This window comes from Pseudomonas glycinis (genome assembly GCF_054871425.1).
On record NZ_JBTYHF010000012.1, the window covers coordinates 148,830 to 161,263 of the forward strand.

Here is a 12,434-nt window from a genome sequence, read left to right on the forward strand (position 1 = left end):
TGCCCATGCAGGCGCAAGAGCCGCTGACCATTCTTATCGCCGAAGACAGCGCCGCCGACCGGCTGCTGCTGTCGACCATCGTCCGCCGTCAGGGCCATCAGGTGCTGACGGCGGCCAATGGTGCCGAAGCGGTCGAAACGTTCAAAGAGCAGCAGCCCGATCTGGTGTTGATGGACGCGCTGATGCCGGTGATGGACGGCTTCGAAGCGGCGCGGCAGATCAAGGCACTGGCGGGTGAAGCATTGGTGCCGATCATCTTCCTCACCTCGCTGACCGAGAGTGAAGCGCTGGCTCGGTGTCTGGAGGCTGGCGGCGACGACTTTCTGGCGAAGCCGTACAACCAAGTGATACTCGCCGCCAAAATCAAGGCGATGGATCGCTTGCGCCGCCTTCAGGCAACGGTCCTGCAGCAGCGCGATCTGATCGCCAGACATCACGACTATCTGCTCAATGAACAACGCGTGGCCAAAGCGGTGTTCGACAAGGTCGCGCATTCCGGTTGCCTGAGCGCGCCGAACATCCGATACCTGCAATCGCCTTACGCGCTGTTCAATGGTGATCTGTTGCTCGCGGCGTACACGCCGGCCGGTGAGATGCACGTCATGCTCGGCGATTTCACCGGGCATGGCTTGCCGGCAGCGGTGGGGGCGATGCCGCTGGCCGAAGTGTTTTACGGGATGACCGCCAAAGGCTACGGCCTGGCCGAAACCCTGCGCGAGATGAACGCCAAGCTCAAGCGCATCCTGCCGGTGGACATGTTCTGCTGCGCTACCTTGCTCAGTCTGAGTTTCCAGAGCCGTTCGGTGGAGGTGTGGAACGGCGGTATGCCCGACGGTTACTTGCACCGCATGGCCAGTGGCGAGCGCGTGCCGTTGCCGGCGCGGCATTTGCCCCTGGGGATTCTCAGCGCGCAAGCCTTCGATGACCGTACGGATGTGTATCCGATGGCCATCGATGATCGGGTGTTTCTGTTATCGGACGGGGTGATCGATACCTGCGATGCCAATGACCAGTTGTTCGGCGTCGAACGCTTGCAGCAGGTGTTTGCGGCGAACCGCGAGCCGGATCGGTTGTTCGAGGATATCGAACAGGCGCTGCGCGATTTTCGCGGGCAGGCCCGTGATGACGTGAGCATGGTCGAGGTCAGTCTGCTTGAGTCGGCGCAGACCCACGGCGCGGCGCCGGTGTATTCCGACAGCGGCCAGTCGTGCCCGCTGGACTGGTCGGCCAGTTTCGAGTTTCGCGGCGCCACGCTCAGGCGTTTCAATCCGTTGCCGTTCCTCTTGCAGTTGCTGCTTGAGGTGCATGGCTTGCGCGCGCAAAGCGGAGCGCTGTACAGCGTGCTCGCCGAGTTGTATTCCAATGGCCTGGAGCACGGCGTGCTCGGGCTGGATTCCAGTCTTAAACGCGATGCGGCAGGTTTCGCCCGCTACTATGAAATGCGCGCGGCGCGGCTGGAGGCGCTGCAAGACGGTTTCGTGCGCGTGCATTTGCAGGTCCAGCCGCAAGGCGAGGGCGGGCGGCTGGTCATTCGCGTCGAGGACAGCGGCAAGGGCTTTGATGTGGCGCGGGTCATGGAGCGGCCCGTGGATAGCGCCCGCTTGTCGGGACGCGGCATCGGGCTGGTCCGGCAACTGGGGCGCAACGCCAGTTGGTCGGACCAGGGTCGTAGTGCCAGCGTGGAGTTTTTCTGGGAGATTGAGGCATAATCCGCCCATTCTTGATCAAGGAGTGAGCAAGTGACAGACACACATGTAGATCGCGAAGTCCTCGATACTTTGCGCGAGGTGATGGAGGACGGCTATACGGAATTGCTGGAGACTTTTCTGGCAGATTCGCAAAGCCGCCTGCACGAGTTGCAGGACAGCACCAGCGCTAAAGCGCTATCCGATGTAGCCCATAGCTTCAAGGGCAGCGCGAGCAACATGGGCGCGGTTCGACTGGCCGAGTTGTGCCAGGACCTTGAGTCGAATGCCAAGAACAAAAGTCCGGAAGCGCTCGCTCAACTGGTGGCCGATATCCATTCTGAATTCGCCGAAGTACGCCCGGTGTACGAAAGCGAAAAGCACCACGCCCACATCCACTGAAGTCGCCGCCCGGCGCTTTTCGCAAGTGTCAGGCCAAACTGGCCCGGCACTTGCAGTCATCTTGCTCAACTGTACCTACGATCCCAGTGCAGCGGAGACCGTGTCATGCCTGCGACCCCCAACATTCTTCTTCAGACCGCCGCTCAGGCCAAGGCGCAAGCCGCCTCTGCCAAATCGTCGGCAATGGCCGCAGACACCGGGGACAAGGCCTCCAGCTTCGCCAGAGTGTTTGCCGATCAGGCGCCGGCCAAGCCTGCCGTGAGCGCTGACAATTCAGTCAAGCCGGCACGCGACAAGGTCGCGGACAGCAGCGGCAAAAAGGATATCGGCAAAGATCAGTCTGCCGCGCCCGAGCCAGCAGTTGCCGATAGCGGCAAAGCGTTGCCTGCCGACAAAGCGGCGACGAGCGACGACGCGACTGCCACTGCCGATGACACCACTGAAACGGTACAAAGCCCTGTGGCCGATGCCGCGCCTGTAGATCCGGCGCTTGATCCGGCCTTGGCGCAAGTCGTTCAGCCGTTGGTGGCAGCGCCTGTGGTGCAAGCACCAACAGTCACCACGCCAGCCCAGCCGGAAACCGAAGCGCCTGCACTGGCGGTCGTGTCGGGCATGGTCAAAGATCCGGCGGCCACCGACAGCGAATTTGATCCGACAGCCGACCCGCTCGATTCTCTGCCGGCCGTGCGCATGGCGATGGAGCAGGGCGGGCATATTTCTGGCGCCAGCCAGGCGCAACCGAAAGCCTCGCCTGCTCAGGCTCAGGCCGATGGCGAGTTGACCGCCGCGCAGAACTTCGCCGCCGGCATGGCCAGCATGCTCGACGTGCAGGCCGACAAGGACAGCACCAGTCAAGGCGGCGAACAAGCTTTCAGCGGGTTGATCGACGATGGTCTGAAGGATCTGAAATCGGCTACCAGCGACACCCGCGTCGACGACTTCGCCAACCGTCTGGCGGCACTGACCCAGGCCGCTACGCCGAAAACCGCGAATGCGCTGCCAGTGAATCAGCCGATCGCCATGCACCAGAGCGGCTGGACCGAAGAAGTGGTCAACCGCGTCATGTACCTGTCCAGCGTCAACCTGAAGGCCGCCGACATTCAGTTGCAGCCGGCGGAGCTGGGGCGCCTGGATATCCGCGTGAACATGGTTCCGGATCAGCAGACCCAGGTCACCTTCATGAGCGCGCATCCGAGCGTGCGTGAAGCGCTCGACAGCCAGATGCACCGCCTGCGCGACATGTTCAACCAGCAGGGCATGGGCCAGGTCGACGTCAACGTTGCCGACCAGAACCGTGGCTGGCAGGGCCAGCAAGGCCAGGAACAGGCGCAGCAGGGCCAGAGTGGTCGGACCAGCGCTGCGGGTGGCCGCCTGGATTCGGCGGATGAGGAATTGGCACCGGCTACAGTGGCGGAAGTTGCCGCGCAGACCACCAGCGTCATCGGCACCAGCGCGGTCGACTATTACGCCTGATCAAATCAAGAGCCCCCTCACCCTAGCCCTCTCCCAGAGGGAGAGGGGACCGATTGGGGAATCTTGAAGAACTACGCCGACCTGAACGAGCATCGCTGAATCCGTTCGACATTCGGCGACCTGTTGATTCCCGCCCTGAACTTGCAATCACCTCGGTTGTGCAGGTCGATGTCCAGCCCCATTACATCTCGGTCGGCCCCCTCTCCCTCCGGGAGAGGGCTGGGGTGAGGGTGCTTTTGACTTTAGCGTCGTTCTCGACCTCCGACACTTCTGGCATAACACTTGCTCTTGCCTTGCCGTGCGACTGTGAAACCCCCGATTAGTGACGGATTATTGGCATGGCGAAGAGCGAAGCTGCAGCAGTAAAAGACCCCGCAACCAAAGGCAAACTCAAGCTGATCATCGTGATCGTGCTGGCGTTGCTGGTGGCCATTGGTGCATCCGTCGGGGCGACCTGGTTCTTCATGCACGGCGCGCAGAGCAAGCCTGCCGAGGCCGCTGAAGCAGCACCGGTCGGCAAGCAGGCGGCGATTTTCGAGCCGATGGCGCCGGCCTTCGTTGCCAATTACAACCAGAACGGCCGTCAGCGCTACATGCAGGTGAGCATCACCATGCTGGCGCGTAATCAGGCCGATCTGGACGCGCTCAAAGTGCACATGCCGGTTATCCGCAACAACCTGGTGATGCTCTTCTCCGGTCAGGATTTCGCCACACTGGCGACACCGGTCGGGCAAGAGATGTTGCGCCAGAAGGCCACCGCCAGTGTCCAGGAAGTGGCGCAGAAAGAACTGGGCAAAGTGGTCATCGAACAGTTGCTTTTCACTAATTTCGTACTGCAGTAGGAACACGACATGGCCGTGCAGGATCTGCTGTCCCAGGATGAAATCGATGCGCTGCTGCATGGCGTCGATGATGGTCTGGTACAGACCGATAATGCTGCCGAACCCGGCAGTGTCAAAAGCTACGACCTGACCAGCCAGGATCGCATCGTCCGTGGACGCATGCCGACGCTGGAAATGATCAACGAGCGCTTTGCCCGCTACACCCGCATCAGCATGTTCAACATGCTGCGCCGCTCGGCGGACGTGGCCGTAGGTGGCGTGCAGGTGATGAAGTTCGGCGAATACGTGCACTCGCTGTACGTGCCGACCAGCCTCAACCTGGTCAAGATCAAACCGCTGCGCGGCACCGCGCTGTTCATCCTCGACGCCAAACTGGTGTTCAAGCTGGTGGACAACTTTTTCGGTGGCGACGGCCGTCACGCCAAGATCGAAGGGCGGGAATTCACCCCGACCGAACTGCGCGTAGTGCGCATGGTGCTCGAGCAGGCTTTCGTCGATCTGAAAGAAGCCTGGCAGGCGATCATGGAAGTCAATTTCGAGTACATCAACTCGGAAGTGAACCCGGCCATGGCCAACATCGTCGGTCCGAGCGAAGCGATTGTGGTTTCCACCTTCCACATCGAACTCGATGGCGGTGGCGGCGATCTGCACGTGACCATGCCTTACTCGATGATCGAGCCGGTGCGCGAGATGCTCGACGCCGGTTTCCAGTCCGACCTCGACGATCAGGACGAGCGCTGGGTCAACGCCCTGCGCCAGGACGTGCTCGATGTCGACGTGCCGATCGGTGCCACCGTGGCCCGCCGCCAGTTGAAGCTGCGCGACATCCTGCACATGCAACCGGGGGATGTGATCCCGGTCGAGATGCCGGAAGACATGATCATGCGCGCCAACGGCGTGCCGGCCTTCAAGGTCAAGATGGGCTCGCACAAAGGCAACCTCGCGTTGCAGGTGATCGAGCCGATCGAGCGTCGCTGAGGCGGCGCTTTTCACCCCCGTATTTAACCGAATTGTTGCCCGCCGAGGACACATGATGAACGACGATATGAACGCGCAGGACGACCAGGCACTGGCCGATGAATGGGCTGCGGCCCTGGAAGAAACCGGTGATGCCGGCCAGGCTGACATCGATGCACTGCTGGCTGCCGACGCCGGCACTTCCAGCTCCAACCGTCTGCCGATGGAAGAGTTCGGCAGCGTGCCGAAGAACAACGATCCGGTGACCCTCGACGGTCCGAACCTGGACGTGATCCTCGACATTCCGGTGTCGATCTCGATGGAAGTCGGCAGCACCGACATCAACATCCGCAACCTGCTGCAACTCAACCAGGGTTCGGTGATCGAGCTCGATCGTCTGGCCGGTGAGCCGCTCGACGTGCTGGTCAATGGCACCTTGATCGCCCACGGCGAAGTAGTGGTGGTCAACGAGAAGTTCGGCATCCGCCTGACTGACGTGATCAGCCCAAGCGAACGCATCAAGAAGCTGCGCTGAGTGAAAAGGTTTCTCTGGGTGCTGCTGGCATGGCCGTTGAGCGTGCTGGCTGCCGAGCCGAGCGCAACCACTGCCGCGCCTGCCGCCACCGCGCCGATGGTCAACAGCGGCGTGGCCGGTCAGTTGACGCAACTGGTGTTCGGTTTGCTTCTGGTGCTGGGCTTGATCTTCTTCCTCGCCTGGCTGTTGCGCCGCGTGCAACAGGCGGGGCCGGCGGGCAAGGGCCAGGTGATCGAGCTGATCGGTTCCCGCGCGCTCGGTCCGCGTGATCGCTTGATGCTGGTGCAGGTCGGCAACGAGCAGATTCTGCTCGGCCTCAGCCCCGGCACCATCACCGCGCTGCACGTGCTCAAAGAGCCGGTCGAAGTCCCCACCGCCAGTGAAAAAGCGACGCCGGAATTTGCTCAGCATCTGCTGAAGATTCTTGGCAAGGACCAAAAGGATACGAAGTAATGGGTGCGCTCCGCATCGTCTTGACGCTGCTCCTGTTGCTGGCCGCGCCGCTGGCGTTCGCCGCCGATCCGTTGTCGATCCCGGCGATCACGCTGGGCACCAATGCCGACGGCGCGCAGGAATATTCGGTCAGTCTGCAGATCCTGCTGATCATGACCGCGCTGAGCTTTATTCCAGCGGCGGTCATCCTGATGACCAGCTTCACGCGGATCATCATCGTCTTCTCGATCCTGCGTCAGGCCCTCGGCCTGCAACAGACGCCGTCGAACCAGATCCTCACCGGCATGGCGCTGTTCCTGACGCTGTTCATCATGGCGCCGGTTTTCGACCGGGTGAACAACGACGCGCTGCAACCCTATCTGGCGGAAACCCTCACCGCCCAGCAAGCGGTGGAAAAGGCTCAGGTGCCGATCAAGGACTTCATGCTCGCGCAAACCCGCACCAGCGATCTGGAGCTGTTCATGCGCCTGTCCAAGCGCACCGACATCGCCAGCCCGGATCAGGCGCCGCTGACCATTCTGGTGCCGGCGTTCGTGACTTCCGAGCTTAAAACCGCCTTCCAGATCGGCTTCATGATCTTCATTCCGTTCCTGATCATCGACCTCGTTGTCGCGAGCGTGCTGATGGCCATGGGTATGATGATGCTCTCGCCGCTGATCATCTCGCTGCCGTTCAAGATCATGCTGTTCGTGCTCGTCGATGGCTGGGCGCTGATCATCGGTACTCTGGCCAGCAGTTTTGGAGGTGTTTCGCCATGACGCCGGAAGTCGCGGTCGATATCTTTCGTGAAGCCCTGTGGCTGACCACCATGATGGTCGCCATCCTGGTGGTGCCGAGCCTTCTGGTCGGCCTGCTGGTGTCGATGTTCCAGGCTGCCACGCAGATCAACGAACAGACCCTGAGCTTCCTGCCGCGTCTTCTGGTGATGCTGGTGACCCTGATCATCGGCGGTCCGTGGATCGTGCAGACGTTCATGGAGTACATCATCCAGCTGTACAAAAACATTCCGATGGTCATCGGCTAAGCCATGCAATCGCTGCTTCAGCTGACCGACACCCAGATCAGCACCTGGGTGGCGTCGTTCATGTTGCCGCTGTTTCGCGTGGCGTCGATGCTGATGGTCATGCCGGTGTTCGGCACCACCCTGATTCCGCGTCGCGTGCGCCTGTATTTCGCCGTGGCGATCACCGTGGTCATCACCCCGGCGCTGCCGCCGATGCCGGCCGTCAGCCCGCTGGATCTCAGCGGCCTGCTGCTGATCGGCGAGCAGATTCTGGTCGGCGCCGTGCTCGGCTTTTCACTGCAACTGTTCTTCCAGGCCTTCGCCGTCGCCGGGCAGATTGTCGCGGTGCAGATGGGCATGGGCTTCGCCTCGATGATCGACCCTACCAACGGCGTTTCGGTGGCGGTGATCGGGCAGTTCTTCACCATGCTGGTGACGTTGCTGTTCCTGTCGATGAACGGCCATCTGGTGGTGTTCGAAGTCCTCACTGAAAGTTTCACCACGCTGCCGGTCGGCGGCGGTCTGATGGTTGCGCATTACTGGGAACTGGCCGGCAAACTCGGTTGGGTCCTCGGCGCCGCATTGCTGCTGGTGTTGCCGGCCGTCACCGCGCTGTTGGTGGTCAACATCGCGTTCGGCGTGATGACCCGCGCCGCGCCGCAACTGAACATCTTCTCGATCGGTTTTCCGCTGACCCTGGTGCTCGGCCTGTTCATCGTCTGGGTGGGGCTCGCGGACATTCTCAACCAGTATCAACCGCTGGCCAGCGAGGCCTTGCAGTTGCTACGCGAACTGGCACGGGCGCGCTGAGTCATGGCAGAGAGCGAAAGCGGTCAGGACAAAACGGAAGACCCCACGGAGAAACGCAAAAAGGACTCCCGTGAGAAGGGTGAAATCGCCCGTTCCAAAGAGCTCAATACTCTGGCCGTGATGATGGCCGGTGCCTCTGCGCTGCTGATCTTCGGCGGCATGCTCGCGCAAGAAATGATGGACGTGATGCGCCTGAACTTCACCCTGTCCCGCGAAGTGGTCATGGACCAAGGCGCGATGGGCCGGTTCTTGCTGGAGTCGGGCCTGATCGCCTTGCTGGCGATTCAGCCGGTGATGATCACCCTGTTGCTCGCCGCCATCATCGGGCCGATCTCCCTCGGTGGCTGGCTGTTCGCGGCAAAGTCGCTGGCGCCCAAATTCAGCCGGATGAACCCGGCCGCCGGCCTCAAACGCATGTTCTCGTTCAAGGCTGTGGTCGAACTGCTCAAGGCCCTGGCGAAGTTTCTGATTACCTTGGGCGTGGCGCTGTTGGTGCTGTCCGCCGACGTCGACGACTTGCTGCGCATTGCCCACGAACCACTGGACATGGCGATCATTCACAGCGTGTTGCTGGTGGGCTGGAGCACGCTGTGGCTGGCCTGCGGCCTGATCATCATCGCCGCCGTCGACGTGCCGGTGCAGATCTGGGAGAGCATGAAGAAGCTCAAGATGACCAAGCAGGAAGTGCGCGACGAACACAAGGACCAGGAAGGCCGCCCCGAGGTCAAGCAACGCATTCGCCAGACCCAGCGCGAAATGTCCCAGCGGCGCATGATGGCGGCGATTCCCGAAGCCGACGTGGTCATCACCAACCCGACCCACTACGCCGTCGCGCTCAAGTACGACTCGGAGAAGGGTGGCGCGCCGGTGCTGCTGGCCAAGGGCAGCGACTTCATCGCCCTGAAAATCCGCGAAATCGCAGTGGCCAATAACGTCATGCTGCTCGAGTCGCCCGCGCTGGCGCGCTCGATCTATTACTCAACTGAGCTTGAGCAGGAAATTCCCGGTGGGTTGTATCTGGCAGTGGCGCAGGTGTTGGCTTACGTCTACCAGATCCGCCAGCACCAGGCGGGCAAGGGCAAACGGCCGGATCCGTTGAAGGATGATTTGCCGATTCCGCCGGATTTGCGTCGGGATTCCTGATGGTTACCGCTTGTCTGGAAAGTCTCGGAACCTGTCAGGTTTGACAGTAGACGCCGCTCCCCAGCCGCGTTCCTATGCACTCGGGAATAATCCCTGAGCGCAGAGATGAAGATCATGGCAGAGCGAATCTATAAACAACTTGAAGGAATGACGCTGGACTACGTTTCAGGGCTACTGGAGGAAAATCCCAAAGAACGATTCATACGTTACACGGTGAGCTTTGACCTCGATCTGGACTTCACTCACTTCGTGCAGATGGCCAACGTCTATATCCCCGGTTATCTGAACAACCCGGTCAATGCCATCAGGCCTGAACTGGACGGATTGGCTTACCACTACTCCTACAACTATCTGTTCGATAGCGCGGGAAATATTCGCGACAAAATGGACTTGTTCGAGCTGTTCACATCGCCACGTTATTACATGGATCAATGGGCTACGGGGACCAAGTTGGCAGTGCGCTACAGCAAACCTGTGTTTGAGGTGGTCGAAGGAAAGTTGCGCATCACTGCAAGCAGGGACTTCCGGTTGCTGGACGACAGTCGGATGATCGCGATCGGTGATTTGCCCCTATTGCAGTTTCATTGGGCGCTGAACCTGTTGCAAAGCGACCTGGACATTCCTGAAGTCAAAGTGCCCACGACTGTTGTCGTGCTCATGTACATGCATGAAGACCGGGTCGTAGTTGAAGGCCAATCCGTATTTCGAGGCGTCAAGTATATTGATCGCAATCGCCTTGCGTTCGGCAATATCACGGCCAAGCAGATTCTGACTGCGCAGAAGTCCAAGACGAAAAAGTGATTGTCCCCACGCGCAGAACAGCAATGCAGCCCGGGGCGCTACGCGTCCCTACTTAACCCGAGTACAGAGCGCGTGAGCGCTCATCGAGAGCGCGTTCCTGCCTCGCCTTCAGTATCCAGCACCCGATTTACCGTTTGAGAAATAATGCGTCCCCTTTGTTCGCCCCCTTGTTGATGAAACATACAGGGTCGCAGCTGTACGCGGGCTGACCGACCGGACATCAAGGATTCCGGCACACCTGAAAGTGCCCCACGCACAGCCACCGCGACATGATTTCAAGCCTGAACATGTGCAGAACGCTGCGCCTTGATGTTGGACGGACGGTCAAATCCGATCGCTGATTGGTCAGCGACCGCTCCACAATAGAACCCGCCCCCAAGGCCCGCACGCCGGCGGATTCTGGCGTAGCTGTTGGCTATGGCGCAAGAGTGTACAGTCTCGGGGACTTGTCTAAAGATGTGTTTTTTACTCAACCGACGAAGCAGATGGCTCCAGCTAAAGAACGACCTGTTTCATGATAATAGGTGACATACAGACCCACCCAGTTTCCTGGTGGAGGCTGGTTCTGTAGGCCATATCCCCATTGAGGCGAGATATTAGAAGATGCCCTCCAATGTTCTGCATATCCCAAGGTGCTGGTGTACTGACTGTTCATTGCCACATGGTGTTGTTCGTTAGGCTCAATACCGCCGAGAGATGAGACCCATGATCTATATGCAGCAGCCGAGTTCATCGGCGCCCTAGTAAAACGCGCTGTGACAGTTCGGGTGCTGGACTTAACGGCGATTGTTTTCGATTGGCCACTACTGTCCTTGATTGTGATGGTTGTGTTCCCGGGAAGATGACTTCGAATTTTTCCTAGACTATCGACGCTGGCGATCTCCGGGCTGGATGATGTGAACGTATAAGGAGGTTTTCCTCCGGTCGCAGGGCGATCTACAGAGGTACCACTTGGATCGCCTCCTGCGCTGACCCATGGGAGTCCAGATCCGGCGATCGATATTCTGAGCCCGGTAAGTACTACATCAGAATCGTCCACGATAAGCTCTGGAGTAGCTTCCTTTACCTTCAGCGTCCTCGGCGCTGACTCCTCTCCCGAACCGTACATCGCCTTGGCGGTGAAACTGTGTGTCGTTACGCTCAGGGTTGCAATCGGGAATCCCCATTTGCCTGAGGCATCGACACTGACGGTGTCTATCGAAGCTCCAAGGTCGAATATCTCGACCGTCTGCCCCTTGGCTGCTTCACCACTCAAAGTGACATCTCTTTCCACAGTTTCACTGCCTTCTGGAATTTCCTCACCGCTGACTGTGCCTTTAACAGACTCAATGGTCGGTGCAACATCTTCTGTCACCGTCAAATTCCGCACATTCGAATACAACGGATTGCTCGGATAACATGCCTCGGCGTACAAGCGCCGCGCGCCGAGTGGCACGGTAATCGAGAGCTCCCAGATACCTGTCGTCGGGTCGGCGGTCGCCGTTCCCCTTGTGGCTGAGCCAGAGCCGGTGCCGTCACGGATGTCGATTTTCTGACCCAGGCTCGCTTTGCCTCTAAGTATCAGATCAGTGCTGACCGTAGTTGTACCCTCCAGCACTTCCCCCCCTTTGTCATCCAGCACATTGTCCAGCGTCGGCACTACCAGTGCGACCACAACAACATGGCGGGTGGCGGAGAGTATGCCGTCCTTGCGTCGGGCGCTCAGTTTGTAGGTATTCTCGGCAAACAGTCCGGTCAGTTGGAAAGTCCATTCTCCCTCTGGATCTACTTGAATTTCGGTATTCGGAATCAGTACGCCGTTATTGGCCAGATCGATCTTTGTGTTGGGCGTGGCCGTTCCACTCAGCGTGACGGCTGTTTCTACGGTAGAGCTGCCGTGAGAGATTTCTTCCCCGCTGGGTGAGCCTTTCACCGAATCCAAGGTCGGTACTATTGTTTCGTAGGCCTTGATCTTGTAAGTACGCAGCGCAAACATAACGGCCTCACTCTCAACCTGACTACCACCAAAGCCTGCCTTGAACTCCAATTCCAGGTCACTTCCATCTTCCAGACTTTGCAAGTCCGCCAGCGGAAACCCGCTGTGGGTATAAAAACCTTGGCTGATCCACGTGGCATTCGTTTGCGAACCCGGCGGTCGCCAGAAGGTTTTCGAGTACACCCCCCCGACTTTCAAAGTCCCTTTCGCTTTCAGCCAGACATATTGGCTCAACGCAATATGCGGGTAACTGTTCGCGCGAAGGGTGGCGTTGGTGGTCAATTGGCTGACGTCCAGCTCGGGTCCTTCGCCTGCTTCGGATGCCTGCGTGATCAGAGGCTTGGGCAAATCGCTT

At 59.6% G+C, this 12,434-nt stretch carries 13 protein-coding genes; 12 read left to right on the forward strand and 1 reads right to left on the reverse strand.

Translation table 11 applies throughout. From position 1 onward, the window contains the following. Positions 1–5: 5 nt before the first annotated feature. The 12 genes from ACYSTU_RS25300 to ACYSTU_RS25355 all read left to right on the forward strand — a co-directional run bounded on the left by ACYSTU_RS25300 (position 6) and on the right by ACYSTU_RS25355 (position 10,104). Positions 6–1,709, forward strand: coding sequence for an ATP-binding SpoIIE family protein phosphatase (locus ACYSTU_RS25300; RefSeq protein WP_217879543.1), 1,704 nt, complete (start codon positions 6–8; stop codon positions 1,707–1,709). 30 nt (positions 1,710–1,739) lie between these two features. Further along, positions 1,740–2,087 carry an Hpt domain-containing protein gene (locus ACYSTU_RS25305; RefSeq protein WP_123442841.1) on the forward strand — a complete coding sequence of 116 codons (348 nt, stop codon included), beginning with the start codon at positions 1,740–1,742 and terminating at the stop codon, positions 2,085–2,087. A gap of 105 nt (positions 2,088–2,192) precedes the next feature. Beyond that, positions 2,193–3,560, forward strand: a complete 1,368-nt coding sequence (locus ACYSTU_RS25310; RefSeq protein WP_499002304.1) for a flagellar hook-length control protein FliK — start codon at positions 2,193–2,195, stop codon at positions 3,558–3,560. 338 nt (positions 3,561–3,898) lie between these two features. Further along, positions 3,899–4,402, forward strand: a complete 504-nt coding sequence (gene fliL, locus ACYSTU_RS25315) for a flagellar basal body-associated protein FliL (protein ID WP_016771071.1) — start codon at positions 3,899–3,901, stop codon at positions 4,400–4,402. A 9-nt stretch (positions 4,403–4,411) separates the two neighbouring features. Continuing rightward, positions 4,412–5,380, forward strand: coding sequence for a flagellar motor switch protein FliM (fliM, locus tag ACYSTU_RS25320; protein ID WP_003222890.1), 969 nt, complete (start codon positions 4,412–4,414; stop codon positions 5,378–5,380). A 55-nt stretch (positions 5,381–5,435) separates the two neighbouring features. Next, positions 5,436–5,894, forward strand: coding sequence for a flagellar motor switch protein FliN (fliN, locus tag ACYSTU_RS25325; RefSeq protein ID WP_016771070.1), 459 nt, complete (start codon positions 5,436–5,438; stop codon positions 5,892–5,894). Next, complete coding sequence (gene fliO, locus ACYSTU_RS25330; protein ID WP_024012109.1) at positions 5,895–6,347, forward strand: flagellar biosynthetic protein FliO; 453 nt, start codon at positions 5,895–5,897, stop codon at positions 6,345–6,347. It abuts the gene before it with no gap. Beyond that, complete coding sequence (gene fliP, locus ACYSTU_RS25335; RefSeq protein WP_071171446.1) at positions 6,347–7,105, forward strand: flagellar type III secretion system pore protein FliP; 759 nt, start codon at positions 6,347–6,349, stop codon at positions 7,103–7,105. Before fliO ends, fliP begins: the two co-directional genes overlap by 1 nt. Then, entirely contained in the window at positions 7,102–7,371 is a 270-nt protein-coding gene (gene fliQ, locus ACYSTU_RS25340) for a flagellar biosynthesis protein FliQ (RefSeq protein WP_016771067.1), read from the forward strand. The genes fliP and fliQ overlap by 4 nt, the downstream gene beginning before the upstream one ends. 3 nt (positions 7,372–7,374) lie before the next feature. Continuing rightward, positions 7,375–8,160, forward strand: coding sequence for a flagellar biosynthetic protein FliR (gene fliR / locus ACYSTU_RS25345; RefSeq protein WP_073472764.1), 786 nt, complete (start codon positions 7,375–7,377; stop codon positions 8,158–8,160). A gap of 3 nt (positions 8,161–8,163) precedes the next feature. After that, complete coding sequence (flhB, locus tag ACYSTU_RS25350) at positions 8,164–9,303, forward strand: flagellar biosynthesis protein FlhB (protein ID WP_024012110.1); 1,140 nt, start codon at positions 8,164–8,166, stop codon at positions 9,301–9,303. Between the two features lie 105 nt (positions 9,304–9,408). Continuing rightward, a complete protein-coding gene (locus tag ACYSTU_RS25355) occupies positions 9,409–10,104 on the forward strand; it encodes a hypothetical protein (protein ID WP_499002312.1) in 696 nt (231 codons plus the stop codon). 469 nt (positions 10,105–10,573) lie between these two features. On the opposite strand, the gene ACYSTU_RS25360 is transcribed toward ACYSTU_RS25355, so the two are convergent. Further along, positions 10,574–12,434 (reverse strand): immunoglobulin-like domain-containing protein (locus tag ACYSTU_RS25360; RefSeq protein ID WP_499002315.1); only part of this gene is annotated, 1,861 nt, incomplete at its 5' end.